This is a genomic window from Rhodococcus sp. 66b, from assembly GCF_002076325.1.
Taxonomy (GTDB): domain Bacteria; phylum Actinomycetota; class Actinomycetes; order Mycobacteriales; family Mycobacteriaceae; genus Rhodococcus_F; species Rhodococcus_F erythropolis.
On sequence record NZ_MUZB01000009.1, the window covers coordinates 77,501 to 102,102 of the forward strand.

36 protein-coding genes are annotated in these 24,602 nt (G+C 60.6%); 18 read left to right on the forward strand and 18 right to left on the reverse strand.

The annotated features are described in order from the left end of the window. Positions 1-110 precede the first annotated feature (110 nt). On the forward strand, positions 111-809 hold the full coding sequence (locus B0E55_RS18030; RefSeq protein WP_019747474.1) for a HemK2/MTQ2 family protein methyltransferase: 699 nt from the start codon (positions 111-113) through the stop codon (positions 807-809). Here B0E55_RS18030 and B0E55_RS18035 read toward each other — a convergent pair. Then, positions 766-1,815 carry an iron-containing redox enzyme family protein gene (locus tag B0E55_RS18035; RefSeq protein WP_080910151.1) on the reverse strand — a complete coding sequence of 350 codons (1,050 nt, stop codon included), beginning with the start codon at positions 1,813-1,815 and terminating at the stop codon, positions 766-768. The two genes, B0E55_RS18030 and B0E55_RS18035, sit on opposite strands and share 44 nt — an antisense overlap. On the opposite strand from B0E55_RS18035, the gene B0E55_RS18040 reads away from it, so the two are divergent. Further along, positions 1,816-2,055, forward strand: a complete 240-nt coding sequence (locus tag B0E55_RS18040; protein WP_019747472.1) for a CDGSH iron-sulfur domain-containing protein — start codon at positions 1,816-1,818, stop codon at positions 2,053-2,055. Positions 2,056-2,183: 128 nt separating this feature from the next. On the opposite strand, the gene B0E55_RS18045 is transcribed toward B0E55_RS18040, so the two are convergent. The 3 genes from B0E55_RS18045 to B0E55_RS18055 all read right to left on the reverse strand — a co-directional run bounded on the left by B0E55_RS18045 (position 2,184) and on the right by B0E55_RS18055 (position 4,205). Beyond that, positions 2,184-2,387 carry a cold-shock protein gene (locus tag B0E55_RS18045; protein WP_003943666.1) on the reverse strand — a complete coding sequence of 68 codons (204 nt, stop codon included), beginning with the start codon at positions 2,385-2,387 and terminating at the stop codon, positions 2,184-2,186. A 316-nt stretch (positions 2,388-2,703) separates the two neighbouring features. Beyond that, positions 2,704-3,681, reverse strand: coding sequence for a YihY/virulence factor BrkB family protein (locus B0E55_RS18050; protein WP_003943713.1), 978 nt, complete (start codon positions 3,679-3,681; stop codon positions 2,704-2,706). An 86-nt stretch (positions 3,682-3,767) separates the two neighbouring features. After that, the gene (locus tag B0E55_RS18055; RefSeq protein WP_019747471.1) at positions 3,768-4,205 is read right to left on the reverse strand and encodes an STAS domain-containing protein; all 438 of its coding nucleotides are present in this window, start codon (positions 4,203-4,205) and stop codon (positions 3,768-3,770) included. Positions 4,206-4,521: 316 nt separating this feature from the next. On the opposite strand from B0E55_RS18055, the gene B0E55_RS18060 reads away from it, so the two are divergent. Continuing rightward, positions 4,522-4,770 carry a hypothetical protein gene (locus B0E55_RS18060; RefSeq protein WP_020968722.1) on the forward strand — a complete coding sequence of 83 codons (249 nt, stop codon included), beginning with the start codon at positions 4,522-4,524 and terminating at the stop codon, positions 4,768-4,770. Positions 4,771-4,785: 15 nt separating this feature from the next. Here the strand turns inward: B0E55_RS18060 and B0E55_RS18065 are convergent, their stop codons facing one another. Together B0E55_RS18065 and B0E55_RS18070 are read right to left on the reverse strand one after the other, a co-directional pair. Beyond that, a complete protein-coding gene (locus B0E55_RS18065; RefSeq protein WP_223258034.1) occupies positions 4,786-5,505 on the reverse strand; it encodes a SigB/SigF/SigG family RNA polymerase sigma factor in 720 nt (239 codons plus the stop codon). A gap of 95 nt (positions 5,506-5,600) precedes the next feature. Continuing rightward, positions 5,601-6,035, reverse strand: a complete 435-nt coding sequence (locus B0E55_RS18070; RefSeq protein ID WP_019747468.1) for an ATP-binding protein — start codon at positions 6,033-6,035, stop codon at positions 5,601-5,603. Positions 6,036-6,271: 236 nt separating this feature from the next. Between B0E55_RS18070 and B0E55_RS18075 the strand changes: the two genes are divergently transcribed. Continuing rightward, positions 6,272-6,709, forward strand: a complete 438-nt coding sequence (locus B0E55_RS18075) for a hypothetical protein (RefSeq protein WP_024487397.1) — start codon at positions 6,272-6,274, stop codon at positions 6,707-6,709. Between the two features lie 9 nt (positions 6,710-6,718). Here the strand turns inward: B0E55_RS18075 and B0E55_RS18080 are convergent, their stop codons facing one another. From B0E55_RS18080 to B0E55_RS31920, 5 genes are all read right to left on the reverse strand, one after another. Then, the gene (locus tag B0E55_RS18080; protein ID WP_037120154.1) at positions 6,719-7,030 is read right to left on the reverse strand and encodes a WhiB family transcriptional regulator; all 312 of its coding nucleotides are present in this window, start codon (positions 7,028-7,030) and stop codon (positions 6,719-6,721) included. A 190-nt stretch (positions 7,031-7,220) separates the two neighbouring features. Beyond that, complete coding sequence (locus B0E55_RS18085; RefSeq protein ID WP_080910152.1) at positions 7,221-7,892, reverse strand: ANTAR domain-containing protein; 672 nt, start codon at positions 7,890-7,892, stop codon at positions 7,221-7,223. A 48-nt stretch (positions 7,893-7,940) separates the two neighbouring features. Then, positions 7,941-8,168: a hypothetical protein gene (locus B0E55_RS18090; protein WP_241896086.1), complete on the reverse strand. Its 228-nt coding sequence runs from the start codon at positions 8,166-8,168 to the stop codon at positions 7,941-7,943. Further along, complete coding sequence (locus B0E55_RS18095) at positions 8,149-8,694, reverse strand: Dps family protein (RefSeq protein ID WP_019747464.1); 546 nt, start codon at positions 8,692-8,694, stop codon at positions 8,149-8,151. Before B0E55_RS18095 ends, B0E55_RS18090 begins: the two co-directional genes overlap by 20 nt. An 84-nt stretch (positions 8,695-8,778) precedes the next feature. Beyond that, entirely contained in the window at positions 8,779-8,937 is a 159-nt protein-coding gene (locus B0E55_RS31920) for a hypothetical protein (RefSeq protein WP_003943664.1), read from the reverse strand. Positions 8,938-9,295: 358 nt separating this feature from the next. Here B0E55_RS31920 and B0E55_RS18100 point away from each other — a divergent pair, with 358 nt between their 5' ends. After that, positions 9,296-9,598 carry a MerR family transcriptional regulator gene (locus B0E55_RS18100; protein ID WP_003943719.1) on the forward strand — a complete coding sequence of 101 codons (303 nt, stop codon included), beginning with the start codon at positions 9,296-9,298 and terminating at the stop codon, positions 9,596-9,598. Positions 9,599-9,622: 24 nt separating this feature from the next. Here B0E55_RS18100 and B0E55_RS18105 read toward each other — a convergent pair whose 3' ends face one another. The 4 genes from B0E55_RS18105 to B0E55_RS18120 all read right to left on the reverse strand — a co-directional run bounded on the left by B0E55_RS18105 (position 9,623) and on the right by B0E55_RS18120 (position 12,488). Beyond that, positions 9,623-10,000: a hypothetical protein gene (locus B0E55_RS18105; protein WP_019747463.1), complete on the reverse strand. Its 378-nt coding sequence runs from the start codon at positions 9,998-10,000 to the stop codon at positions 9,623-9,625. A gap of 136 nt (positions 10,001-10,136) precedes the next feature. Further along, positions 10,137-11,624 (reverse strand): alpha,alpha-trehalose-phosphate synthase (UDP-forming), encoded by a 1,488-nt coding sequence (locus B0E55_RS18110; protein ID WP_019747461.1) that lies wholly within the window; start codon positions 11,622-11,624, stop codon positions 10,137-10,139. Beyond that, complete coding sequence (locus B0E55_RS18115) at positions 11,621-12,040, reverse strand: STAS domain-containing protein (RefSeq protein WP_019747460.1); 420 nt, start codon at positions 12,038-12,040, stop codon at positions 11,621-11,623. The genes B0E55_RS18110 and B0E55_RS18115 overlap by 4 nt, the downstream gene beginning before the upstream one ends. Before the next feature lie 259 nt (positions 12,041-12,299). Beyond that, the gene (locus B0E55_RS18120) at positions 12,300-12,488 is read right to left on the reverse strand and encodes a PI-type proteinase (RefSeq protein ID WP_228117918.1); all 189 of its coding nucleotides are present in this window, start codon (positions 12,486-12,488) and stop codon (positions 12,300-12,302) included. 165 nt (positions 12,489-12,653) lie between these two features. Between B0E55_RS18120 and B0E55_RS18125 the strand changes: the two genes are divergently transcribed. Beyond that, complete coding sequence (locus B0E55_RS18125; protein WP_019747457.1) at positions 12,654-12,902, forward strand: hypothetical protein; 249 nt, start codon at positions 12,654-12,656, stop codon at positions 12,900-12,902. A gap of 220 nt (positions 12,903-13,122) precedes the next feature. On the opposite strand, the gene B0E55_RS18135 is transcribed toward B0E55_RS18125, so the two are convergent. Together B0E55_RS18135 and B0E55_RS18140 are read right to left on the reverse strand one after the other, a co-directional pair. Continuing rightward, positions 13,123-13,614 carry a hypothetical protein gene (locus B0E55_RS18135; RefSeq protein WP_241896087.1) on the reverse strand — a complete coding sequence of 164 codons (492 nt, stop codon included), beginning with the start codon at positions 13,612-13,614 and terminating at the stop codon, positions 13,123-13,125. Then, positions 13,611-14,189, reverse strand: a complete 579-nt coding sequence (locus B0E55_RS18140; RefSeq protein WP_020968728.1) for an RNA polymerase sigma factor — start codon at positions 14,187-14,189, stop codon at positions 13,611-13,613. Before B0E55_RS18140 ends, B0E55_RS18135 begins: the two co-directional genes overlap by 4 nt. A 186-nt stretch (positions 14,190-14,375) precedes the next feature. On the opposite strand from B0E55_RS18140, the gene B0E55_RS18145 reads away from it, so the two are divergent. The 9 genes from B0E55_RS18145 to B0E55_RS18185 all read left to right on the forward strand — a co-directional run bounded on the left by B0E55_RS18145 (position 14,376) and on the right by B0E55_RS18185 (position 18,088). Continuing rightward, positions 14,376-14,840, forward strand: coding sequence for an Asp23/Gls24 family envelope stress response protein (locus tag B0E55_RS18145; RefSeq protein ID WP_003943699.1), 465 nt, complete (start codon positions 14,376-14,378; stop codon positions 14,838-14,840). Beyond that, positions 14,837-15,121, forward strand: coding sequence for a hypothetical protein (locus tag B0E55_RS18150; protein ID WP_021343181.1), 285 nt, complete (start codon positions 14,837-14,839; stop codon positions 15,119-15,121). The genes B0E55_RS18145 and B0E55_RS18150 overlap by 4 nt, the downstream gene beginning before the upstream one ends. Before the next feature lie 70 nt (positions 15,122-15,191). After that, positions 15,192-15,380, forward strand: a complete 189-nt coding sequence (locus B0E55_RS18155; RefSeq protein WP_223258031.1) for a hypothetical protein — start codon at positions 15,192-15,194, stop codon at positions 15,378-15,380. Positions 15,381-15,418: 38 nt separating this feature from the next. After that, the gene (locus tag B0E55_RS18160) at positions 15,419-15,598 is read left to right on the forward strand and encodes a hypothetical protein (protein WP_003943629.1); all 180 of its coding nucleotides are present in this window, start codon (positions 15,419-15,421) and stop codon (positions 15,596-15,598) included. Continuing rightward, positions 15,591-15,983 carry an Asp23/Gls24 family envelope stress response protein gene (locus B0E55_RS18165; RefSeq protein WP_080910156.1) on the forward strand — a complete coding sequence of 131 codons (393 nt, stop codon included), beginning with the start codon at positions 15,591-15,593 and terminating at the stop codon, positions 15,981-15,983. Before B0E55_RS18160 ends, B0E55_RS18165 begins: the two co-directional genes overlap by 8 nt. Beyond that, the gene (locus tag B0E55_RS18170; protein WP_019747451.1) at positions 15,980-16,549 is read left to right on the forward strand and encodes a DUF6286 domain-containing protein; all 570 of its coding nucleotides are present in this window, start codon (positions 15,980-15,982) and stop codon (positions 16,547-16,549) included. Before B0E55_RS18165 ends, B0E55_RS18170 begins: the two co-directional genes overlap by 4 nt. Beyond that, positions 16,546-17,130: a hypothetical protein gene (locus B0E55_RS18175; protein ID WP_080910157.1), complete on the forward strand. Its 585-nt coding sequence runs from the start codon at positions 16,546-16,548 to the stop codon at positions 17,128-17,130. The genes B0E55_RS18170 and B0E55_RS18175 overlap by 4 nt, the downstream gene beginning before the upstream one ends. 409 nt (positions 17,131-17,539) lie before the next feature. After that, positions 17,540-17,803 (forward strand): GlsB/YeaQ/YmgE family stress response membrane protein, encoded by a 264-nt coding sequence (locus B0E55_RS18180; RefSeq protein WP_003943661.1) that lies wholly within the window; start codon positions 17,540-17,542, stop codon positions 17,801-17,803. Positions 17,804-17,890: 87 nt separating this feature from the next. Continuing rightward, positions 17,891-18,088, forward strand: a complete 198-nt coding sequence (locus B0E55_RS18185; RefSeq protein ID WP_019747449.1) for a CsbD family protein — start codon at positions 17,891-17,893, stop codon at positions 18,086-18,088. A gap of 33 nt (positions 18,089-18,121) precedes the next feature. On the opposite strand, the gene B0E55_RS18190 is transcribed toward B0E55_RS18185, so the two are convergent. Next, a complete protein-coding gene (locus B0E55_RS18190) occupies positions 18,122-18,844 on the reverse strand; it encodes a hypothetical protein (RefSeq protein WP_019747448.1) in 723 nt (240 codons plus the stop codon). A 305-nt stretch (positions 18,845-19,149) separates the two neighbouring features. On the opposite strand from B0E55_RS18190, the gene B0E55_RS18195 reads away from it, so the two are divergent. From B0E55_RS18195 to B0E55_RS18205, 3 genes are read left to right on the forward strand one after another with little or no spacing between them, the layout of a single operon-like run. Further along, positions 19,150-21,111, forward strand: a complete 1,962-nt coding sequence (locus B0E55_RS18195; RefSeq protein WP_080910158.1) for a hypothetical protein — start codon at positions 19,150-19,152, stop codon at positions 21,109-21,111. Next, positions 21,108-22,841, forward strand: a complete 1,734-nt coding sequence (locus tag B0E55_RS18200; RefSeq protein ID WP_019747446.1) for a glycosyltransferase family 39 protein — start codon at positions 21,108-21,110, stop codon at positions 22,839-22,841. Before B0E55_RS18195 ends, B0E55_RS18200 begins: the two co-directional genes overlap by 4 nt. Positions 22,842-22,887: 46 nt before the next feature. Continuing rightward, on the forward strand, positions 22,888-24,036 hold the full coding sequence (locus B0E55_RS18205) for a hypothetical protein (protein WP_020968736.1): 1,149 nt from the start codon (positions 22,888-22,890) through the stop codon (positions 24,034-24,036). Positions 24,037-24,602 lie beyond the last annotated feature (566 nt).

Sequence of the window (24,602 nt, forward strand, 5' to 3'; positions counted from 1 at the left end):
GACTCAGGTCTACTCCGCAAACTGCGACGATGTAACCGTTCCGGGCAGTCGATGCTGCGATGTTCGCATGAAATCCGAGGTTCCTGGGTAGCCGCACGCAGCGATGTGCGATGTCGCCTGAAAAAGAGGAGCCGATGATGATCCTGCGTCTACCTGGTGTGTATCGACCGCAACACGACACGTCGTTACTGGCGGATGCGCTGCTGTTCGAGCACCTCACCGCTCGCAGCCGGGTCCTGGATCTGTGCACGGGGACCGGCGCCCTCGCCGTCGCGGCATCGGCGGCTGGTGCAGGCCACGTCGTCGCGGTCGACATATCTCGCCGAGCGTGCGCCAATGCTCGTCTCAACGGAATCCTCAACGGAACCTTGATCGATTCCCGTCGCGGCGACCTCACCGAGGCGGTACACGGCGAACTCTTCGATCTGGTGATCTCCAACCCGCCGTACGTCCCTGCACTGGCAGACGATCTACCTACCGCTGGAATCGAACGGGCTTGGGACGCAGGCAAGGACGGACGCGCCCTCATCGACAGGATCGCGGCCACCGTTCACGAAGTACTCGTCCCCGGCGGCACACTACTTCTTCTGCAGTCGGTACTGTGTGGGGTCGACAAGACCGAGGCGATACTCGAGGAACACGGTATGGCCGTGGAGATCTCGGCCCGGAAGTACATTCCCTTCGGGCCCGTGATGCGCGAGAGGCGCACCATGCTCGAGGCACGAGGGTTGATCACCACCGGTCAGGAAATCGAACAACTCGTGATCATTCGCGCAACGAAGTCTCGCCCTTCTCCCAACTCGATGTGAGGTGATCGCCGAGAAGGTCGTCGAACGCGAGGCACGTTGCAGCGCCGAACAAGATGTCATCAGTGCGGTGCGGCTGCGAAGAAGCAAGACCGCCGGCAAGTTCCCGAACGGCGATCTGTTCGTGAACGGAATCCGCTTCCACGTGCTCGTCGTAGAACAGTGTCGCGTCCGAACCGAATCCGAGTCGGCGCAAGCCGGCACTGTACCGTTTGCTCGGCAGCGCCGACGTGGTCTCGACGGCGCACAGGTGCCCGACCAGTGCTCCGAGATGTCGGCGATGAAAGCCGAAGAGCGAGAGAGCATTCAACGACGCCAAGGTTACCGCGGGAACGGCATCGATGTAGTGGCCGTAGCGGTCCGAAAGGCCGACGGCCCGCATGGTGTCGGCAAAAAGACGCGAGTGCATTCGCTCTGCGCTGCCCCCTCCGTACTCGTCGCTCTGCACTTCGACGAGGGCTGCTTTGACGGCACCGGAGAGGCGCGAAATTCCAAGGGTGTGCACATCCGCTTCGCGCAGCTGATTGAGCGAACGGTGAATCAGCACCTCCGCGAACTGATCGATTGTGGCGTCCTTCGCCATAAAGGACGCCAGACCGGGGCCTGCACTGGGAGCCGTCATCGCCCACAAATCGGCTACGACGTCACCGGACGACGGAACCTTTCCCACGAGTTCCACGATGGCGGCCTCGAAATGCGTCTCGAGACGCGACCTCGCCGCAAGCAGGTCCAGATTCCACTCCCACGCGTCCGCGACGTTCTCGATTCCCTGCAAATGAAGCTCGTAGAGGAGCGTCAGAGTCAACTGAGCGTCGTCGTCTCGAAGAATGTCGTAGGTGGGGTCGATGGACCGTGCAACCTCGTACGCGTCAGCGGCAGCCGTAAGCTCCCTCGGATCGGCCGAGGAGCGCAGAATGGAAACGAGAGTGGCGCTCAGTGGGCCGCGAGCCTGTGGAACAGGCATGGAAGTGGGCACGCCAGTGGCCGAATCGAGAAGTGAAGAGGACATATGACCGCGTTTCCCGAATCGTCATCTGCCGAAACACCGAGTGTTGCCGGTAACAACACCACCATAACCGCCTGCTCGGACGGCCCGCTGCTGGTGCGTGGTGACTTCGAGTTGCTCCGTGACGACGGCACTCCGATAGAGAACAAGCGCTCTACGGTTGCTTTGTGTCGATGCGGGCGGACCGGCATTGCGCCGTTCTGCGACAGCTCCCACAAGAAGAAGCGGGCGCGAGCGACGTAACCGGGGCCAACTCGCAACGAGCCCGACCTGTAAACCAAGACGGCCCTGAAACCAAGAAAAGGCTGGATGCCGGCACCGTGCGGTGCAGCGTCCAGCCTTTTCAGTCTGAAGTCAGACTGGGATCGAACTCAGATGGCGCGAACGTTCTGAGCCTGGGGGCCCTTCTGGCCCTGTCCGATCTCGAACTCGACCTTCTGGCCCTCGTCGAGGGACTTGTAGCCGCTGCCCTGGATCTCCGAGTAGTGAACGAACACATCCGGTCCGCCACCTTCCTGCTCGATGAATCCGAAGCCCTTTTCACCGTTGAACCACTTGACACTGCCCTGAGCCATAACCAAATTCTCCTGGATCCATCGAGCCGAGCCCTCCCATCGAGAGTCCGGTCTCACACCTGATCCTGCCATGCTCTTCTTTTTCTGTCTCCAATTACATGCATGGCGAGTTGCAGTATTTGACGGGTTTGTCCCGTTCCTGGACCACGTCGGAAGCAGGTGATTGTTCAACTATGCGCGTTTACCTGCTGTGATGTATTCGTCGCTTCGATGTAGCGCGAAATGACAACACCTGTGTTAAATCTGGATTCGCGGCGCAGAATGCCACCCCGATACCCAGGAGGGGACCAAATACCCAACTCGATCGGGGTCGAGATCAGTCCGAATCGTCGGGTTTGGTGTGCCCGTCGAACGTCACATGGATGTTCTCGTGGGGAACAGCGCGTTGGGCTTTTGCTTGATCGGCGAAGGTGCGCCGATCGCCTTCGATGAGTTCGGTGTTGTCGGTGAACGGAGCCAACAACGCCCGCGGATGGAGTTTGTCGACTCGCACGACGTTGATTTCCGCGCACATGACGATCGAGGCGGCAGCGAGGAACAAGAAGGCCAACAAACCCAGAACGATGGCAAAGACGCCATTGGTGGTGGAGGCACCCCGCACCACGGAGGTCACGTAGAGGGCACCGAAGGACTGAAGTGCTTGCCAGAGAACAGCAGCGGCGATCGCTCCAGGCGCCACGTCGGCTACCGAGAGCGGGCGGGCGCAGGTGAGCCGGAAAGCGACGATGAAGATGCCTGCATTCAAGACGACTACCGCAAGGGTCAACAGGAAGCTGAACGAACCGCCCAGATGAAGCGCACCGCCGATGTTGGAGACAGCGGTGGTCCCCAAGATCGCGAGACCGATGGTGCCCAGGAGCAGTAACCCTTGAAGACGCCCGCGGATGGGATCCGGTCGCATGTTTCGGGGCACCGACCACACCGTGTTCATCGCATTCTGGCAAGCCAGAGCGACACCGAGGCCACCGTAGAGACCACCGACGATTCCGATCACCAGCCCTGTGACACCGCCGCCGATCTGTTGCGCATTGCCCAGATCGTCACCGATCACCGGAAACTGATGCAGAGCGGAGTCCAAGATTTGTTGCTGAAGCTCGGGGTTGCCAGAGAGCACGAAGCCGAGAATGGTCGAGAGCAACAGAAGAAGAGGGAAGAGTGAGACGAAGCCGTAGTACGCGATCAGCGCGGCGAGATAAACACCTTGATCGTCGAGGAACTTGTAGAGGACCGCTATCGGGAACCCCAGGGCCGGATGCTTCTGTTGCAAGGCATCGAGGCGCTTGGCGATTGTCATTCTCGGTCTCTCTCAGCTCGTCGGACAGCCCGACGAACCTTAGTCGCTGCGAGCGCGCGGCGCTCGACGCCGGTGCAGGCTTGGCGTCAGGAGGCTTCGAGTGACTTTTCTGCTTCGGCGAGCGCGCGCATTGCTCCCTCGACAGAGTTGGTGACCGGAAATTCCTCTTCCGCCCGTGCGGCCCGAAGCAAGCGTCGAAGCGGGTGTGACCCGATGACGGACCACTGGAAGTCGTGCGCTCGTGAACGGGAGTTCAGTTCGGCGAACAGTTCGAGGCAGACCGCACCGACGAACAGTGAGTTGGACAGGTCGAGAATGACGCGGGACCACTCCGCAGCGTACGAGTTGAGAAGTTCTCTCAGTTCTGGGGCGGACAGTTTATCGAGGTCGACGTCGACCTGGATCAGGACTGTCGAGGGCGTTATCCGCCAGGCTGCGAAGCCTTGTGTGTCCACGATCGGACCCAATTGTGTTGAGGGATCGACGAAATCGATCGCTGTGTGGTCGAGTTCATTCAGATTCATGGCAGATCCGGTCTGTGTGCTTTTCGTCGAAAGGCTGACGACCGACCTGGCGGCACGGAAAGTGGAAGAGTCCAGGTGTGGAAAGCATTGAGCCCAATGGATGTACGCAGGAAGTTGTGACCTGAATCCAGAGTCCTGATGCGAACCGAGCGCCAGCGGCTTCAGCCCCGGCTGTATTCTCAACCTCGGTATCGCTCAGTGTAGCTCGAGGGCTTGGATCGGTCCAGGCTTGTAGTCGAACATTAAGCGGTGCAATGTTTTTGGCTCGAGACTTCGGTATGGTTGGGGATCGGTGCCACCTGACGAAGGGATTCAGATGAACGACCGCGATGCACTCACGGCCATCTCGACCAAGCTCGACACACTGATCGGTGCGGAGACCAACGGTCTGCAGGACGAGGTTCCGCCCGGTTCCAGTGTTCAGCGCACCGAGCAGGACGGCGAGCACGGCCGGTGGGGGCACGATTACCGTCTCGCCAACAAGTATCTCGAGGCTCTCGACATCGGCCAGCCCGGGCTCATTGACCGAGACGAGATGGAACGTCTTGCGCAGGAATACATCTGATCCTGGGGACCTACTTCAGAAGATTTCACCCATCTCGGTGCGCAGCTGCTTCAGTGTCTGAGTGAGGATTCTGGATACATGCATCTGAGAGATGCCGATCTTTTCGGCAATCTGGGACTGGGTGAGATGACCGAAGAATCTGAGAACCACGATCGTGCGCTCGCGCTCCGGTAGTGCAAGGAGCGCGGGTCGCAGGGTTTCGTGATTGTCGATCCGACTGATCGCTTCGTCGTACTGTCCCAAAGTATCGATCAGAGTCAGTCCGCTCCCGTCGCCGGCTGACGCGGTGTCGAGCGGTGTGGTTCGATACGAATTTCCGGCGGTCAACCCCTGTTCGACCTCGTCCGGCTCGATGTCGAGCTCCGTCGCAAGTTCCGCTACCGTCGGTGCACGGCCGAGCGTCTGCGACAACGACGTGAGCGCCCGGTTGAGGGCAAGATGTCGTTCCTGAAGGCTGCGAGGTACGCGTACGGACCAGCCGTGATCGCGAAAATGCTTGCGTACCTCGCCCATTACGGTGGGGACTGCGAACGACAGGAAATCCGATCCTTTGTCTACGTCGAATCGCTGCACAGCCTGTACCAACCCCACGCGCGCAACTTGTTCCAAGTCCTCGAAAGGCTGGCCGCGCCCCTGGTAGCGACGTGCAACGTGGGTGGCGAGCGGTAGGCACAGTTCGATGATCGAGTTGGTGATCTTTTCTCGGGTCGGATCATCCGGCGGAAGCGACGCCATCGAGACGAACAATTCGACAGCTAGTTCGTACTGGTCCTTCTTGTCCGGTGGTACAGCCTTGCCCGGTGGGACAGTATCGTCCGGTGGGACAGCGGTCACGCACGCTCCTGGAGCAAGCCCTTTTCAAGCGTCATCGTCAGGGTGATGTGACCGTCCGCGTCGATTTCCGATTGCTCCAAACGGACCGAGTCGACCAGTGCTTCGAGAACGAACCATCCGAAGCTGTGGGACTTGTCGGGTATTTCGGAGTGCGCGATCACCGACACGACGATCCGAAGAGTGCGACCGTAGGTCTCGAATCGGCAGGTCAAGTCGCTGGACGGTATCGCATGGCCGATGAGGATGCTCGCGACTTCGTCCATCGCCAGAGCAAGGTCGGCTGTCCCGTCGACGTCCAATCCGGTGTTGTTGGCAACCGTGCGGGTGATTCCGCGCAGAGTCGGCAGTTGGGAGTACGACGCTCGGACGCGGAGCGAGGCAATGGAGTCGTGAGTAAGTTCGGCTTCGGTCGGACTCGACAGAGGAATCAAGGGGCTTCCTGTAGGTAGATGTGGCGTAATTCCGGCGGACCGAGGCAAGGAACGGTACCGGCCATGCGTGCCAGCCATCTCTACCCCGGAAGTATTCATGGCCTTCGATTACCCTTCGCCCGGCGAAGTAATCCTCTTTACCCGAACTAGAGGATGAATTGTGAGACACATCACCTGTGGTGCGCTCGTACCGATTCCCATCTTTCATTTGTGACCCGTTCGGGTACGTCCATTTCATGGGCACTCAGGCGGACAGGCAGATCCCTGTACACACACGACCGGAAGGCGTCACGGACGACGAGGTGAAGGCAGCGGGGGTGTTGTCGAACGCCCTCGAAACGGTGGAGCGGGCGCGCGGCGCTCTGTACGACTTCCATCAGCTGATCGGACATGCGGATCTCATGCTCGACGAGGTCGTCGAGTTACTGCGATCCAGCGGTAACGACGAGCTGGCCGATCAGGTCGAGAAAGAGTTGATGGGCCGGAACGTGGTCGAAGGGCGCTGGACCTTCCAGCTGGTCGAGGAGTTCGACGAGAACTACTGGTCCTTCTTTCGGGAATGCGAACAGGTGGTGCGTGACAAGCTGGCCGGCGGAGTGCCGCACCTCTTCGAAGCCGAGATGAAGGAGCGACGCCGCACGCACGGTTTACGACATCACGAGGCCAGGCCGTGAGGTTGCCACCTACTCCGGTGAGTTCGCAGCGGCACTGATCAGTGGTTCAGTTCGACCTTTACGCAACGATTCTCGTTCGGTCGCGGTCATGCCGCCCCAGATACCGTGGGGTTCCCCGGTCTGGATGGCGTGCACGAGGCATCTCTGCACGACAGGACACCTGGCGCACACCAGCTTCGCCGAACTCTCGCGTTTCGCTCGCCTGGAGCCGCGCTCGTTCGTGTCGTCGTAGAACAGGGCGGGGTCGGTGTCGCGGCAGGTGCCGGACAGCTGCCAATCCCACTCGTCGGCAAGGGGCCTGGGAGATGTGTAGGAGCGCATGAACATGGACGTTCCCTTCGCTGCGTGACGAACTCGACTCGGATCGGGGATCCAGGTCGGGTGTTAAGGCAAAGCTCGGTCCCGCCGGCCTGAACCGGCGGGACCTTCGAGGCTCCTCCCTCGAGGGGAAGATTTCGGGGGTACCTCTGGTCGGTCATTACCCAGCCGTACAACCTTTGAATCCCGGTCGTCAGGAATTCTTTTGATCGACGGCACGTCTCTCTGCTGCGGCGACAAGACCACCGGCGATGTCGCGCACCTTGACGTTCCATTCCTGCGACATCTCGACCAGAAGGTCGAAGGCTTGGTCGGCCGAGCACTCGCGCTCGGCCATCAGTAATCCCTTGGCCTGCTCGATCACGGGCCGAGAATCCAAAGCTCTTCTCAGTTCGTCGTTTTCCGCGCGAAGGCGGGTTAGGACGTCTGACGCTGAACTGGACTGCGGAGCCTGGGGTCGTTGAACCTCGTACACACGATGAAGCACTCCGATCACCCTGCCGTCATCATCGGTGACGGCGGAATTGACCGTATTCCAATAGCGCGTGACAAACAGCCCACTACCTCGCTCATCGCGCACGTCGTAACGCTGAGTCGGCAGTGCGTCCCGAGTTCTGGAGTGCATCGTGCGCTCGAATGACGCTGTCAACGAGAAGATTCCGTCGGCAAACGAGTCGTCGGGATTGTCGGGGAAGGCTTCGAACACTTCCACTCCGTGCAACTGATCGAGGCTGCGGCCGGACACGGCAAGGTACTCGTCGTTTGCGCCCTGGATACGGAAATCGCTGTCCACGAGCAGAAGAGAAGAAGTGCTTGCCGCAAATCGATCGCTTCGAACGATCGAGCGGAGAGTGCTCGAACTCATGATTGTGTCGTTTCTGTCCTGTCTTCGACGGCTGCGGCCCCTGATATTTCAGAAGTAATTGATCGCGAGAACTCCAAGGGCGGTGCCTGCCACGATCGATCCGAACAACAAACGCTGCTGCAACACGAACATCTGATACTCGCGACGTGTTTGTGCCGACGTGCCGCGCGAGTCCGCAGACATGCTCTTGCCCTTTCCTGTTGTGGGGATCGCGATTTCGGCCGACCCCCGATCGGCCGAAATCGTGGACGGTGCGTCAGTTCTGACGCGCCTCATTTGCGGCATCCTGCTCGGTGGACGCGCCTTCGTGTACGAGGCTGCCGCCGGAGTTCTCGAGGTGCGCACGAACGAACCACTGGAACTTCTCCAACTGTGCCGTTTGGCCGATCAGCATGTCTTCTGTGATCGGATCGATCTTGCCGACGTTGTCGATTGCAGTGCGGCTGTCGGTGATGACCCCGGTGTAGACGAGGTCGAGCGCAGCCAGATGGGCGCGAGCGTCGTCGCGGCCGACGGAGTAGTCGTCCCAAGTCCGATCGCGCTCGATCGCTCCCGCTGTGCCCTTGGGGGAGTTGCCCAGTGCCGCGATACGTTCCGCCACATCATCGGCGTAGCCGCGAACCAGCTCTACCTGTGGGTCGATCATCTCGTGCACGCCAATGAAGTTGGGTCCGACGACGTTCCAGTGGACGTGCTTGAGCGTCAGATGAAGGTCGTTGTAGGCGCTGAGGCGTTCCTGCAGAATATCGGCGACGGACGAACCGTCTGCGCTGCTCAGTCCCGGTACGGTGAACTCGGACATATGTTTTCCTCTCGTCTTGATGGGGATCGCCCGCGAACGGGGCGGTCTCGCGCCATCGTCAATCGGATCGCGTGTCGGTCAGGTTCAGTGCGCGAGTGCTACTGGCTCCTCTGTCACCGGGTCGCCGTACATCATCGCGATTCGGCGCTTGACCTCTTCGGTTGTCAAAGTCGCGCTTGCAACAGTGATTCCGATGCCGGTGGTGCTCTCGCCCTGTGTGGGCGGGATGTCGATCGTCGTCATCTTGCTCCCGGTGAAGAGTGTGCCGTGAGGGAGTCGGCTGAACCACCGACTCCGACGTCTGGGTGTTCTACACCTTCGAGTGCCGGTTATGGCGCTTTCAAGTGCTACAAAATCTATATCAGCCGATGTAGATAATTGGCAAGGCTACTTCGATTCGATGGCTAAAGGAAGCTCCCTGTGCGATCTTGTCGAAATCGGCTTTGATCTGCCATTACATGCCTTCTCGGCTCGACGATTTTTGTCATGAGTGGCCCTGGACACGCTTGAATCTATGTCCTGGGCGTCAGATTCACTGCGTGATGATGCTAAGATCGGATGACGCCGATTGAGACAGCCGACACCGAACTAGGAGGTTCCAGTGACGTCGGAATCCCAGACCCGGGCGCTGCGCGGCGTATACGGGATCTCAGTGATGTCAGAACTGTCCGGGGTTGGACCTCAGACGCTGCGCCTTTACGAGCGAAGGGGCCTGCTCACACCAACCCGCACGGATGGCGGTACGCGCCGTTACAGCGAGGCCGACCTGGATACGCTCGGACGAATCACCGCGCTGATCGACGACGGAGTCAATCTGGTCGGTATCCGTCTGATTCTGTCCCTGGAGGCCGAAAATGCAGTCTTGGCGGCTCGAATCAGCCAGTTGACCGCCGAGGGTGACTAGTAGCGTTGCTCCATACGATGCCGTTCAGGATGGAGTTTCGGTGCGGGTAGGGTCGCCGAAGTCCGCGTCGGCGGAGATCTTGTTGCCTGCCGCTTCGATCTGTTCGAGCGCGGCGTCCAAAGCATCGACCAACCATTGATGCGACGCTTCCGCGAGGAGGCGATCCGGTGTGTCGGTGTTTTCGGATTGGAAGAACCGCACCAGCCACGATTCTCCGTTGTCGGGTCGATCGGAGAGTCCGGCCGCGGTATTGGTCGCCAGAAGATAACGGTTGTATTCGAGATCGACACGAATGGCGTACTCGCCGAACAGGTTCACCACATTGGCCGGCCGATGAGTAGCAGCAGCGAGCGCGATGAGAGCGTCGTTGTAGGTTTCGGAGTACTTCACCGTGAGGGGCATGGTCGGCCTGTCTTTCTGGGCCGATGCAGCATTGCACGGCTATGTTGAGGAGATCAGTTCGCAGCCGCTGCTTGACGATGAACTGAAACCAATCCTAGCTCGAGTCTCCGCTCACCCTTGACGCAAGCCCACGGGGTCAGTTGTTGCGTGCAAAGTCAGACTCGCGCTCCGTGACGAACTGATTGTCCGGGCGCGGTTCGGGCGGCGAAAGTGCAGTCAGGAACGACTCGGCCCACTGATGCACATCATGCGTCATGACCTGGCGATGCAGCGCAGCCATACGGCGACGGCCCTCTTTCGGATCCTGATGAACTGCGGTCAGGATTGTATTCTTCACGCCGTCCAAATCGTGCGGGTTGACCAGGTATGACTGTCGTAATTCCATTGCAGCACCGGTGAACTCGCTGAGAACGAGAGCGCCTCCGAGGTCGCCTCGGCAGGCCACGTACTCCTTGGCCACCAGATTCATCCCGTCACGCATCGGCGTCACGAGCATGACGTCGGCGGCGACGAACAGTGCGATCAGTTCTTCGCGGTCGACCGGCTGATACAGGTAGTGAACTACGGGGCGGCCGATCTGACTGTGGTCGCCGTTGATGCGGCCCACCTGTTCCTCGATGACACTGCGAAGGTCGATATAGTGTTGCACGCGTTCGCGACTGGGCGTGGCGAGCTGCACCATCGTGTACTTCTCCGGATCCAAGCGGCCCTCGTCGAGGAGTTCCTTGAGGGCTTGCAGTCGCAGGTCGATGCCCTTGGTGTAGTCCAGGCGGTCGACTCCCAGCAGGATTTTTTCGGGATTTCCGAGCTCTTCCTTCAATTCGCGTGCGCGGCGCAGGACCGATTCGCTCTTCGACTGGCGCTCCAGCTCGGCCGAATCGACGGAGATGGGAAATGCCCCCACCTTGACGACGCGAGAGTCGAAATCCACATGCCCGAGCGCACTTCGAACACCGACGCCCGCGGTCGTTGTCTTGAGTCCGAGTAGTTTTCGGGCCAGAAACAGGAAATTGTTTGCGCCACCAGGCAAGTGGAAGCCGATCAGATCGGCGCCCAGCATTCCCTTGACGATCTCCTTGCGCCACGGAAGCTGCATGAAGAGCTCGACCGGAGGAAACGGAATGTGAAGGAAGAACCCGATCGTCAGGTCCGGGCGCAGTTCGCGCAGCATTGCCGGCACGAGTTGCAATTGATAGTCCTGCACCCAGACGGTGGCTCCGTCCGCGGCGCAACGGGCGGTTTCCTCGGCGAACCGCTGGTTGACCGCGACGTACGTGTGCCACCACGACCGTTCGAACGTCGGTGCCACCAGGACGTCGTGGTAGAGCGGCCACAGCGTGTCGTTGGAGAACCCCTCGTAGTACTCGGCGAGGTCCTGAGAGGTCAGCTCGACGGGAAACAGACGAAGGCCGTCAACCACTATGGGATCTACCTTCTCGTCCGCGACGCCCGGCCAGCCGACCCAAGCGCCGTCTCGCTGTCGCAGGATGGGTTCGAGAGCAGTGACGAGTCCACCCGGACTTCGCTTCCAGTTCTTGCCACCGTCCTCGTCGGTTTCGAGATCGACGGGTAGTCGGTTTGCGACGACGACGAATTCGGAGAGCTTTTCGAGATCGGTACTCACGCCGACATCGGCTCCGCCAGGGTCTCGTCCAGCACGGTGGTCGAGGACAGGTATGTGACCGCCTCGGCTGTCGAGTCGGTGAACACGATGTCTGCGTCCATCTTCAGAAGAGACAGCGGGCGCCTGACGGGGTGCGCTGCGACGAGCGTCCAAGGAACGCCGAGCCTTCGTGCCTTGGCCGACAGAGTCTCGATGATGGAAAGACCTCCGACGGAGATGAACTGGACGTCCGAGCAGTCGAGTACGAACGGGTGACGCTCACCGATCAGGTCGTCGACGCAGGCAGCGAAATCAGCTCGGGACCGGACGTCGATCTCGCCGCTGACCACGAGCGATTGAATGTTTTCCGCACACGTCGTGGTGAATGTGGGGGGACTGTCCGTACGCTCATCTGTAGTTCTCGAAAACTCGTTCATCGAAACTCCTGACGGATTGCTCGAAACGGTTCGTTCGAACGGTCTGGTTCGAAACGGTTTCGTTCGAAACCGGGAAACGGCACGGGAAGCAACGCACGAACCGTGCTCGTCTTCAACGGCTGGGTACTCAACCGTGCTGAGTGCCTACCTTACCGCATCGCGAAAACCCAGGTGAAAAGCGTTAGATCCGTAAGGATTTCAAGGACCCGTGAGCGTCGGCCCACGGGACCTTGGTCCCGATGACTGAGCTCTTGCGCGATCAGTCGGTGTCGGTTGCCGGGCCGGTACTCGAGGCTCCACCCTCGTCGGCCCACGTACGCTCGCCCGACGGATCGGTCTGAACGTCCTTGTGTGCGGCATCGGCCCCGGTTCCGGGACCGTGGTCGGTGCCGGTGGTCTGCGGCTCGTCCGTCTGATCAGTGCGGTCGGTGGAATTTCGTTCACTCATGGTGGCTGCGTCTCTCTGAAGGTTGGTGTTCATGTACTTGTCGTTTCTTGCTCACCCGCGAGGGGTACTCAATAGGGGTAGTACGTCACGTCGAGTCAGTACGTCACGTCGAGCCATACCGGCAAAGTCAGCTGTCACCGAAGCAGGAGATTTCACGTGAACCATATGACCGTGACGACCGAACACCTGCGTGCACTGCTGGGCAGCGGGCCCCATTCGGAATTGGTAGCGGTTGGGGGTGAGATCGAGATCTACGTCCCCGATGAAGAAGGGTTCGGCCTCGATGGTATCTCGCTTGTCACTCGCGAGCAGTTGGCCGAGCGCCTACCGTCCTCGCCCGACAACCCCGACGAAGGTGAACTACGTATCGCCGCAGAATCGTTGAGCGAGATGATCGCCGAACTCGGCGGCTGAAGTCTGAAGTTCGGGGCAGCTGACTTCAGATCTGCGGGATCGGATCCGGGGGATACGGGTTCGGTGGCGTCGGAGTCGGTGGCACGGGCGGGGGATTCAGCGGATCGGGTGGTGCCGGCGCGGGTGGTGTCGGCGACCCCGGGTCGGGGACGGGGCCCGGATCCGGTGGTGGGGGCGTGGTCATGAGTGCCGGGTTCCCAAACACTTGCCGAACAAACACCTAGTGCTCGGAGTGGCTTTTGGTGTTCTCCTCGGCAGGTAGATCATCCACGATGTCGACTACGGCGATGTGGACGCTCTCTGCAGAGGCGGGTGGGTCCATGTCACCGAGGATCAGGTGAACGACATCGACGACGGTGAATCGAACCCGGTCCGACAGTTCGGCCAGATCCACTCCGTATGGCGCTGCCAGTTCGATACGTAGTGAACGTATTTCGTGGCCGTCGACGAAGAACTCGATACTGCTCGGCGAGCAGTGGTGTCGAGAACGTATCTCGGCGGCCAAATGGGTGCGGAGTACGTGATCGCTCACCGACACCGTGCCTAGACGTGGACCTTCGGACGCGTGTGCGTCGAGCGGCCAACCGGACGCCGAGGTCGACCGTAGCGCCCGGATCACCTTGTCGCTGATTCGATCCCAGCCTGGCTCGGGAGCGTTCCGCAGGACGTCGGATGCGTGCGCCATCAATGCGTCGGTTCGTGATTCAGTCATCGCCACCTCGTCATTCGTTCACTCAGGTTAGCCCGTGCACGATGGTGATGCCCTCGCACTGCATCCGGAGTGAGTCTCAGAATCTTGCCGATTTGAACGAACGTGAGCATCTCCACCTCTCGCAGCGTCCAGGCCGCACGCTGGCGATAAGGCAATTCACCCAACGCTTCTTCCAGTGCCTCCAGGAACGCGGCGTTCGAGGTCGTGTCGAACGGGCCGGCCTCGGGAGACGGCACGAGAGGATCCAGCAGCTTGTCGTCGATCGGTTGCGCTCTCTTGATTCGATAGCTGTCCACGATCTTTCGGGAACAGATCGCGAAAAGCCATGTTCGCATCGACGATTCGCCACGAAATGAATCGAGTCGGCGCCACGCGGCCACGAAGGTGTCCTGGACTACCTCGAGAATGTCGCCTTCATCTGCGAGCATTCGACGCGCATAGCGGTGAAGTGCAGGTCCGTAGTAGTGCACCAGTGACTCGAATGCTTCTCGGTCGCCGAGTATCGCAGCGTCCACCGTTGCGGTGTCCAAGCCGTCAGGTGCTTCGGTGAGCCCCTGTGTGTGCGGTAACGCCACAGTCGCTCCTCTCGCGGAAATGCGGAAAACTCGGCTGCGTTCGAAGATTGTTCGCCCGGCCGGGGCGTTGAATGTTACGGACAGTAACTAACAAGTGTCAGTGATGCACGTCACCTGACTGAGGCATTCGGTTTTGCCTTCGAGTGACGACTACACAGGTAGATCGATCAACAGGAGGAGATGACAATGGTCAGCACACAGGTTGCGACAGCATCTACGAAGGATGTTGCATCATCGAACGACTCGGCTCTCGTGAGCTCTCAAGGAAAGACGTCGATCGCCGACACCGTTGTCTCGAAGATTGCCGGCATCGCCACGCGAGAGGTGAGCGGTGTGTACGACGTCGGCGGCGGAGCGTCCCGGGTTGTCGGGGCACTGCGCGAGCGGATCCCCGGCGCGAGTGTCAACCACTCCCAGGGAGTATCGGTCGAGGTCGGCGAAAAGCAGGCAGCGGTCGACATCGACATCGTGGCCGAGTACGGCGTATCGCTCGCCGATCTGGCCACCGGCATTCGCCGCAACGTCATTGCGGCGCTCGAACGGATGACGGGTCTCGAAGTGACCGAGGTGAACATCACAGTTCACGACGTCCACCTCGACGAGGGCAGCGACGACGAAACCGGCGAGCCCAAGACTGCACGGGTGCAGTGAGTTCCGAAATCGCTGACACCATCGCGGCGGCTGTGACGGGGGTACCTGGGGTCGCCTCGCTTCATGCCGGAATGTTCGGCGAGGTTGGCACGTACCTCCCCGGTCGCCGCGTCGTCGGCGTGCGGGTGACGGAGTCGTCGACAGACATCCATGTGTGCATCTTCGCCGACGCCGCCGTTCGAGACACGGCTTTACGTATCCGCCAAGCGGTTTCAGGACTCGTTACAGGCCCCGTGAACGTGACAGTGGAAGACGTAGTCGGTCGTGGACGCGATGCCTGAGCACTCTCGGGGTTCAGCTCCCGATCGACGATCCGCACGCCGAGAGGCGATCAGGAACTACCACCCCGACGTGGGCGGATCTGCCGACGCGCTCAATCGAGCACTCGAACGCGTCGACCGGGACTTCGCATCCCCGATCGGTGTGGTTGTGCGCACGTCGCTGCGCGGCACGATGCGACAGATAGCCAAACCCGTTCGGGCCCAGTACACGCGGGTGCGCGCTCGGTTTCCGGGTGCAAAGACCTACACCGAGATCTGACAGGCACCATCGAACATCATCCACAACGGAGGATTCACATGACCACCTCGACTGTCGGCCTACTGGCAGGACTACTTCTCGGAGTCGCAGCTGCTGCAGGCGGTTTCACCGGATTCCTCATCGCTCTGGTTCTCGGTGTGATCGGATACCTCGTCGGTGGTCAGCGTGACGGCGAGTTCGATCTCGGTGTGATGCTGAAGGGTCGCGGACGTGGCTGAGACAGCTCGACCGGAGTCGTCTGTGCTTGGTGAGCCGGGCGATCGCGGAACGCTGACGATTCGAGACAGAGTCGCGCAGAAGTTGGTTCTCGAGGCGACGCGCGGAACCCCGGGGGTGCGCCATCACGCCGCCGGCATGGACAAACTGACCGGGCGCGAATTGCCGAGGGCGCGAGTGCTGGTATCCGGCAAGCGGGTACGGGCCAAGGTGGACATCGCGATCGAGTGGCCCGGATCCTTGTCGGTCATCGGTACCGCGGTGCGAGAGAACGTGACAACCCAGTTGCAGTCTGTATCGGGCCTGGACGTAGACGGCGTGGACGTGGCGATCGTGAGCGTTCTCCCGGCATCGGCCAAGCGTGACGCGGGAAGGAAAGTGCGATGACCGCCGACAAGGTCGCACCACCCACTGCCTCGAGGGCTGCTGCTCCTGTTCCCCTTGCGGCGCCCGGATCGGCCGTCACGGGATTCCTCATCGCCGCGGCGCTACTTGCGCTCGGCGTGGTCGGTGTCCGCGACGCGCTGGTGGATACCGGCGTGATCACCGGGTCGCAGTGGATACCAAGTGCTGCCGCATATGTGGACGGGCTCGCGTACCAGGGTTGGATGTTGCCGGCGGGGATCGCAGCCGTCGTTCTCGGCCTGTGGTTCGTCATCCTCGGACTCAAACCGCGACGAAAGACTGCCAATGCCTTGGTCGGAGTCGCGAATACGTGGATCGATCCCGCCGATGTAGCGGCGATAGCGTCTGTTCGCGTCGAGTCACTGGCCCAGGTTCGATCCGCTTCGTCACACGCGACCCGGCGCAAGCTGGAAGTGAAGGCCTCGGTCACGCCCGATGGAGCCGCGACCGCTGAATCGGAGATCCGTGCGGTGCTGGGGGACTTGGCCGGGTCGCTGTCACCATCGCCGCGAATCAAGGTTCGTATCCAGACGGGATCGCTGTCATGACTCGGACGGCGACGGCGATGGATCGCGTGGCGACATGCGTCGTGGGGATGTTCGCGATAGCGCTGGGAGTTGCAGCGATCCTGTGGAATCGCGACGTGATCAAGGATTTCCCGGCGCGTATCGAGATCCCGTGGGCTGAAGATCTTGTCGATCACTCGTGGTGGCCATGGGCTGTCGGAGTTGGGGGAGTACTGCTAGTCCTCCTCGCGTTGCGGTGGTTGATCGCGCATGTGCCGCTGCGTCGGGTGAAGGAGATCACGGTCCCTGGGTCGAACTCGCACAATTCCATCACCGCGGATCTGGGTGCGGTGGCGGAAGGGGCGAGCGCATCACTGGAGGACTTCGACGAAGTGTCGCGTGTCCGAGGAAAAGCGTTGCTCGATCGTGGAGTTCGCACGATCGATTTGCGAGTGACATTGAGACGTAGCGTCGTATCCGGATCGGAAACGTTGTCCGAGTTGATTTCTCGCGTCACTGACATGGGGGATCAAGTCGAGTCGATGGTCGGTGATCCATCCGTCGCGACCAGAACTCACATCGCCGTGGAAAGCGCGAAACGCGATGAGCCGAGAACTCTCTGATCAATCGAGGTTTGAGCCTCCCGGTGACCGGGTATTGGTAGACCTCCCGATCGTGCACAGAGTCATGGATGTTGCTGTGGCACTGTGTGTCACGGTGCTCCTTGCGACCGTCACTTCGATGGCGATCGCGATCGTAGTGACGCTGATCATGTGCGCGTCGGTGAGTGTCGTTTCTCGTATGTGGTGAATCGCCAGTCATTTTGGTTCTGTCGTGAACACCTGATAGAAAGGTAAGCAGACAATGTGGCTGCTACTGAGTGCACGATCCCCCGCGTCGTGCGGCGGAGAGTCCGGTTGTGTGCAAACACAACCCGCGATCACGGTCTAGTTGCGCGGGCCGATCGCTCGGAACTCTCCCTTCACCGGCAGTCACTCATTGCGCCGTCCCTCTTTACTCTAAGGAGTTCAAATGCTTCCTCTCGGTATCATCGCCTGGATCATCATCGGTGGGCTGGCGGGTTGGATCGGCAGTAAGATCATGAAAACCGATGCGCAGCAGGGGATCTTCCTCAACATCGTTGTCGGTGTGATCGGCGGCCTGATCGGTGGTTTCCTGCTTCGAGTCTTCGGCGTCGATGTCGAGGGTGCAGGCTGGATCTTCAGCTTCCTCACTTGCCTTCTCGGTGCAGTCATCTTGCTGTTCCTGGTCAAGGCAGTCACCGGAAAGCGCTGACACATTTGTCCACGCAGTTCGAGTTCGACTGAATCCCACGGCCGAACGCACGACCGAATCCACACCGAATTCAAGAAGGAGAAACACATGTCTGACTTCATCGACAAGGCAAAGCACCGCGCTGAGGATCTCATCGGCGAAGCCAAGGAAAAGATCGGAAATGCCACGGGCAATGACGATCTGGCTGCCGAAGGTGTTGCCGATCAGGGCGAGGCAAAGGTCAAGAAGGCCGGAGACACTGTCAGTGACAAGGTCTCGGATATCAAGGACAAGTTCACAAGCTGAATGAGTTTCGGCGCGGTTGACCGGCATGTCCGGTCAACCGCGCTTTTGTGTGTCTCCTCGGCCGTCGCGGCTACCGCGATACGCTAGCTTCCGCGTTTCCGCGAGCCACTCCGGAAGCATGCGCATGTGTGCCGGCCTGTTCAGGATCGGATCGAAGGACGGCTGGAGGCAATCCGGGTGGTCCTCGACTTCGTCGAGACAGAGATGTCCGATCGGTATCAACTGAAGTTGAATTCTCGCGAGGTACACGGAGAAGTGCAGCGGGGAATGATCGACCGCAGCTTTTAACGCAGACAAAGAAGTGCCGGCCGGGTGGACGCCGCGCGGTGTCACGATCAGCCACGCCGCGGCCCCGCCCGCGCGTGAGTAAGGGACCAGTGTGCTGTATCTCGCGCCGTTCCACGAGAAAGCCGGAGCTGGAAACATTTTCGAGAAGGTAGAAAGTCCTGATGTTGCGAGAAGAATGTCCCACGGGTTTTCATCTGCGCCGACATCGTGCAACCGAAGCGCCAGGCCAAGTATGTCGGGTAGGTCTCCCGGAATTCCGAGTGCTTTCGACATTCGAGCGGTGACGGTAATCGTCGACGACTCCGTTACCGGCCACCACGGGGTGGCCGGCTTCAATGTTCCCTTCAGTTCGATCCCGTGCGGGTGAAAAACCCTGGCCATGCGCAGCGATGATGCGAAGTGGAACGGTGCGCCGACCAGCTTTCCGATCGCGCTCTTGCCGGCGGGGATGATCGAATTGAGCGTCACAGCTTCCTTATCTGAGAATTCTCCGCCCCCGAAGCGCCCAGACTGGACGGACGTTCAGGCGTGTTGACGGGCTTGCGGACGGTTTCTTTCGGCTTCCCAGCGGCAGCGATTGCTAATCATGTGACGCGCCGTAACAAAAGTCTCGCCGGTCGGGATAATTAGCCAAACGCACAAATTGGTCGTTATGGTTCGTTTGTCCGTAACGGTGCGATCGGACCTGCGACCGTCGCGAACTGGCGAGATTGCTACTCGTGATTTGTGTTTGGTGATTGCGCGGAAACAAGAAATGTCGAGGAGACACGCTGATGGGCCACTCTCGAACCTGGCTGACGCGCGCGCTGGCAATGCCGGTGGCTGTCGCGGTGACTTTGTTGCTTCCTCTCGGCAGTGTCGCCTCGGCCCAGGATTTCGAGGACGACGCAGATACTTCGGTGGTCGCCGCAGCCACAACTCCGATCTCCTTCACCGAACTCGGCCGAGGAACGGACATCGTGTTCTCTTCCGATGACGCACCAGTGTTGGTGACCGTGCCGGTGCCGGACGGACTCACCGCAACAGCCGTGACCGGAATCCTGACCGCCCCGACCGACTTCAGTAGGGGCTGGCTCGAAGTGACTGCGGACGGCAGATTGGTGAGCCGCGTCGACTTCGACGCCGGGCAGGCCGGGACCGGGTTACCGATTTCGGTTCCCTTGCAAGGTCTCGAAGTGGTCGACCGTAGTGTGACCGTGTCGATGATCGCTCACCTCGTTCCCGTCGACGACCGCTGCTACGACCGAACGAGATACCAGCCCCTCGCGCTCCGGGATGCCTTTGTCGCCTACGACGGTGCTGAGCGGCAACCCACAACTGTTGCAACCTTCTTCCCGCCGATTTTGAGGAAGGCAACCATCTACGTCACGGATGGTTCGTCAGGGGCGCAGCAGAGTGCGGCTTTGCAACTGAGTGCAGCGATTGTCAACAAGTACGGAAGTCAGCCTGATGCCGTGGTGGTGGAGCAGCTGCCGAACGGCCAGAGTCTGCCCTCCGCTGAGCCGGGACTGTTCGAGAGAGCTGTAGTGCTCGGTAACAGCGGGGACGCCGGCATCGATCTCGCGACGGCGCCGACTGCTTCACCCGTGCTGCGGATTTCAGGAGATGACAAGACTCTCGTTCCTCAGGTCAGTCTCTTGGCGGCGAACTTCGACGGCTACTGGGCGGCGAGCAGAGCGCTGGCGTCACCGGACAACACGGTTGCCCAGATTTCCCAGGACGCCATCACCGTCGGTGAGCTCAAGCTCGGAACGCTGACGGCTTCCGGTCTCAATCACATCGAGGTCGACGTCCCGTTCAGTCAGTCGCAACTGGGGCGTCCTATGAAGGATGTCTCGGTGCGAATGATCGGTTCCTATGTCCCGCTACCGAATTCGCGTAACGGAGAACTGTCGATCTCACTCGGGGATAGACGACTCGCCTCGCAGACGGTTAACGAGACAGGGCGCTTCGACATCGGCGTCGATGTTCCGAACGAACTCCTGCGTCGCGACTTGACGTTCGAGGTCTCGATGGATGTGACCGGCGACTTCCAGTGCGGCACCAGTAGCCCTTCTTCGCTCACAGTCGATCCGGCCAGCACCATCACGTCCACTACCGGATTCCCGCCGACGCCTGGAGGATTCCAGTCATTGCCCCAGTCGATGCTGCCCACACTCGATGTCGGTTTGAGTCACGGTGATTTCGCAGATCTCGTTCGAGCCCAGCGCCTCGTTGTCGCGATGCAGCGGTTGAGCTATCTGCCGCTGCAACCGCGCGTGCTCCCGTTCGGCGACGCGGCGACCAGTTCGCTGCCTGCGTTGTTGATCGCGGCGGACGGGACGCTGCCCACTCCGGTGGCTCTACCCATGGACACGGCAGATCAAGGACTCCTGCGCTTGCAGGGTCTGGAATTCGGTGGACAATACGGTGCCTTGCAGGTGGTTTCGGGTTCGCACAACGAAGTATTGGCGCTGACGTCTGAGGGTGATGCGGCCGATGCCGACGGTCTGCTCAACTGGTTGGAAGGTGGGAAAGACCGGTTCGCAGAACTGACCGGCGATCTACTGGTCGCACCTCGCGGAGGTGAGCCGTTCGACGTCGGAGTCGACGTCGCCCCGTTGGGCACTGCGACCTCGGCCGAAGAAGAGACCGGACTGAGCGCGGTCACGATCGGCTGGATCGGATTCGGGACCGTGGTTCTGATCGCTGTTGCCGTCGGTGGTGTGCTCGTGGCTCGGCGTCGCGGACAGTGACCGTCACCGATCGCCCGGCCCTGTCCGTCGCGGTCCACGACCTACCGGGCCGGAAGCCATGGCGGATGTTCGTCGTGCTCTTCGCGATCTACACCGCGTTGGGCGTATGGATGAACGCGGGTATCGGGTTCATCTTCACCGATTCGCTCAGTCGTGTCGCCGCGGTGTCGGCGATGCTGCTCAGCCGTGATCCGCACTTCGCGGCGATCGGATTCGTGTTCACCCCGTTGACGGCGGCAGTCCAGATTCCGATGGGCCTGATGGGTCATTGGTGGCCGGATCTGCTGCGGTGGAACATCACTGCGGTCGTGATGTCCGCGGCCTTCATGGCTGGCGCGGTGATTCAGATACGCGGGATCAGCCGCGACCGTGGGTGTCCGCGATGGGTCACCGTCGTCCTTACCGTGCTGTTCGCTGTCAATCCGATGATCGTCATGTACGCGGCGAGCGGAATGAGCGAAGCTCCGTTCCTCTTCTTCGTTCTGTGGGCGACACGTCGACTGATTCGGTGGATGCGCAGCGACGACGTACACGACCTCATCGGTGCGGGCCTCGCGTTCGCTCTGGCGTACCTCACTCGATACGACGCATTGGCACCCCTGTTTGTCGCGGTGGTGCTGGTGACCGTGGTGAGTTGGCTTCGTTTTCAACCGACAGCGGAGGAGCGGGGCGAGGGCGCAGGACCTGGCTTGCGGCTCTGGGCAGCAGCGCTCGACGGCGCCGTCGTGCTGATGCCGGGTTTCCTGGCCTTCGCCTTGTGGTCGTTTGCCAGTTGGCTCATCACGGGTCAAGCGTTCCAACAGTTCTCGTCGGTGTACGGGAACAGTTCCATCCTGGAACAGGCTGGTGCCGGAACCGACTCACCGGTTGCCCGCCTTGCGTTCTCGATCACCGAAATGGCGGTACTCGGGCCGGCGCTCCCGGTGTTCGTGGTCCTGGCAGTCATCTACGCACTTCGGCGGCGCGACACCGAAGTGGTGGTGCCTCTTGTGCTGTTCGGCGCCATCCTCGGAGCGCAGACGTTGCTCTACCTGATGGGATCGACGTTTCCTCTTCTGCGCTTCTACATTTCGATCATTCCGCTGTGTTTCGTATTGGTCGTCCTGATCGCTCCTCGCGGAGCGCCGGTCATCACGCGTCGACCAGGGGCTGCTGCGTCGCGCTCGGTGTCGACGTACCCCGAGCAGGCGGGACCGTCTCTACCTCTTGTGATCTCCCTGTGCTTGCTGGTCGGTTCGACGCTGGTCACGTTTGTCGCGATGGGTAGTGCGCGGATCGCAGTGCTCGAGCATTCCATTGCCAGCGCGATCATTCCGGGCCGCCAGAACCTGGAGGAGCAGACGAATCTACGCACGTTTGCGGCCGAGCGTCGCATCGCCAGGTACCTGGACGACTTGGCTCTGCCGGAGGGGTCGGTTCTGCTCGACACCGTGCAGAGCTATGCCGTCGTGGCGTCGTCGAACAACCCTCGGCAATTCGTCGTGCCTTCCGATGCGGACTTCGTGCGCGTACTGAACAACCCGGCCGAACATCACGTCGAGTACATCCTGTCGGTTCCGAACACCGGTCGCGGTGTGTCGGACGCGGTCAATCGGCGTTATCCGACGATGTACGACACCGGTGCCGGCGGTGTGGGAGCACTGGTGCTCGAGGTGCCCAACGACGGCGGCATGGACCCTTCGGCCTGGCGTTTGTATCGCGTGACCGGTGAACGTCAAACGGGTCGATGAGGGAATTCGTGTGGGAGGATTGTCCGTATGACGTGGATGGTTGTAGATGTCTTCTGAAGAAGCGCGTCCGCGTGTGCGTGGCACAGTGCGTCGCCGTATCGCTGCCGCTGTAGTCAGCTTTGCAACCGTCGCGGTCGTGACAGGAATGTTCACGACGCCGGTGGTTGCCGATTCGCCCAAGACGGTTCGGGTCGGAGCGTCGTCGAGCGGACTGACACTCGACGGACAGCCGTGGTGGCCCACCGGGCTCAATGCTTATCAACTGGCCACTGATTGGTCGGTGAACTTCGGCTGTGGCGCGATGGTCGATCTCGATGCCTACTTCGGTTCTCTGCCACCGAATTCCGTCACGCGTTTCAACGCCTTCCAAGCGCTCGCGGTGAACAAGGTGTCCGGGGAGATGGATTTCGGACCGATGGACGCGGTGTTCGACGCTGCGGCGCGACACAACCAGTTCACGATTCCGGTGCTCTCACCACAGGACAGCGGGTGTGATGACGGGCTGTTCAAATCCAGGGACTGGTACACCGACGACTGGAAGGTTGCGAACCTGATCCCAGGTCGAGCCACCATGAGCTTTCAGGACTGGATGCACACCGCCGTCGACCGTTGGAAGAACGAGCCTTCCGTCGCGGCGTGGGAATTGGTGGGGGAGCCGGAACCGAGCCTGTGTACCGACGCCGCCTGCAATTGGTGGACAAGAACGTGCCCGTCTGATTCCGCGCAGGTGTTGCGGGAGTTCTTCGACACGGCAGGCGCCGAACTTCGGGCGATCGATCCGAACACCCTGATCACGGCGGGATACGTCGGGGGCGGTCAGTGCGGCACTGCTGGTGACGACTACCAATACGTGAGCGAGTCCGACTTCGTCGACATTCTGCAGTATCACGACTACGGAGCAGACGGGGTTCCGCTTCCGGGCGACCAGTGGAACGGACTGGCGCGTCGCATCGAACAGGCCACGAACGTCTCGAAGCCGTTGTTGGTCGCTGAGACAGGCGAATTGGCGGGCAGTTGTGAATCATTGGCAACCCGAGCCACGAATATCGAGACGAAGCTGACGGGGCAGAAGGCGGCCGGCACGGCCGGAGCTCTCCTGTGGGCCTTCGTACCGGATCCGCGGCCGAACGAGTGCACAATGGACATCGGGCCCGACGATCCACTCTTCGACGTGATCGCTTCACTGGCAAGTTAGGACACTGCTGGTAGTCCACTAGGAGTTCCGCCCAGTGGGAGTATGGTCACGATCTGATAACAACCTGAACCTGGCGTTGTGACGTGATGACCGTATTTCGTTTGCATCCAATGGTATTCAGTGGCATTCACCTGCGGATAACCGAACTTGAAGGCCCGCGGGACCAAGCAGGACTATCGACGTGGCACCCGCAGGACCTACGTCCGGTTGTGCGAGGACGGTCCAATCGAGACGCCGGCAACGGAAGTTGCGCTGTACCTGCCCCTTTGGTTGACAGAGCAGTCCCTTTCCGATTGACGTCGAAATGCGGGCACGACCGTTCGCCGCGGTAACGGGTAGTGAGCGGAGTTCGGTGCGGCCCTCGCGGAAGTGACAATGTGGGGTGGTGTGTAGCTCTCGCGCGCAACGAATTCCGAGTTCGAGTCGACTTGCGACGGCATCGGCTGCCCGGTAGACCTTGTGCGCAGGCTGTACATGCGATGTGAGCTTTCGGTCGTCGAAATGAGGGGACGACCGCTGCATGCGCGTAACGGTAAGTGTGTGGAGCATCGCGTGAGCGGAGAGGT